This is a genomic window from Oscillibacter sp. CU971 (genome assembly GCF_905219725.1).
Classification (GTDB): domain Bacteria; phylum Bacillota; class Clostridia; order Oscillospirales; family Oscillospiraceae; genus Oscillibacter.
The window spans coordinates 1-1,194 of sequence record NZ_CAJMXG010000540.1; the positions used below are offsets into that span (position 1 = coordinate 1).

General features: G+C 50.5%; 1 pseudogene. It reads right to left on the reverse strand.

The features are described 5' to 3' along the window. A pseudogene (locus tag JX325_RS17245) lies at nucleotides 1–428 on the reverse strand (CAP domain-containing protein); the annotation flags it as partial. Between the last annotated feature and the right edge of the window lie 766 nt (nucleotides 429–1,194).

Here is a 1,194-nt window from a genome sequence, read left to right on the forward strand (position 1 = left end):
ATGAGGCGGATCATCTCCTGCCGTATCTCCATGTTGTCTGTCAGGCCAGCGCTGTCCCCGCTGGCGGGGACCTCCAGTGGGGCGGAGTCAGCGGCGGCGCCGACCGTCAGTGTCACGCTCCCGCATTCTCCAGTGCTGTTGGATGCGGTGATCACTGCGGTCCCCGACCCCTTGGCGACCGCCACCCAGAAGGTCAGCACTTGTTCTACCGCCACTGTATCCGGATCGCTGGAAGTAACGGTGTAGTCTGTACTGCTGGGACCGATGATGAGTCCGCTACGCTCTCCCACCTTCAGAGTACTGCCCTTGTAGCTGCTCACCCGGACAGATTTGTCAGGCGTTTCCGCTGCCATGGCGGGGACAGTGAGGACAGTTGTGAGGATGGCTGCTGTCAGTGTGGTGGCAATGCGCTTTTTCATGTTGGTCATACATTTTCCTCCTAATTTTCAGCGTTTTGTGGGACTTTTGCAAGCAACACAATACCGAAATAGGAGGCGAAAGTCGATAGAAAATTGCAATCTAAAACGGAGAAATACAGAGGTGAAAATCGGGCGGATTACACAGTCGACAGGGCTTTAAGAAATCTGCTTATCATTGTAGACGGAGGTGCAATTTATCGCTTGATATTTCCTCTGAGTTAACAGACGGTTTAAGGCGGCCTGATTCAAATTTGACCACTTTCTTGGCCTGGAACAATGTTGCTTTAGGACTGAAAACTCAAGTGCCGCAAGGGTTTCTGACCACATAATCAGCCACAGACAGACGTGGAGTATACGGAAACCCTGTTTGCAAAGAGTGTCGGAAAGCAAATGAAATGGAGCGAAAACTGCTATAAACAAGCGGAAAATATGCAAAAAATATTGCAATGGCAGTTGGTAAGGACGGAGAGACGGGCCCATGTCGAAATAATACTGTCAAAAACGGGGAAGAATCTTCTGCAAAACCCGGATTCTTTTTGCAAATCAGCACTTTTCCTGCCGTTTTCAATTTGGCATTTTTGGCCTGAGCACATATCTGCCCACAGACAGAAAAATCGGCCCACCTGGGAATTGTGTCCCTGGTGGGCCGTAAATTGGTTGTTAAGCCTCGATGCGCAGCTGTTGAAAATCGCCGTTATCCCATGATCCAAGCAATTCTCCAGCGGTATCCGGGCTCTCAAATCGCAGGGCATTCGAATCTCGTCCGCTGTATGAC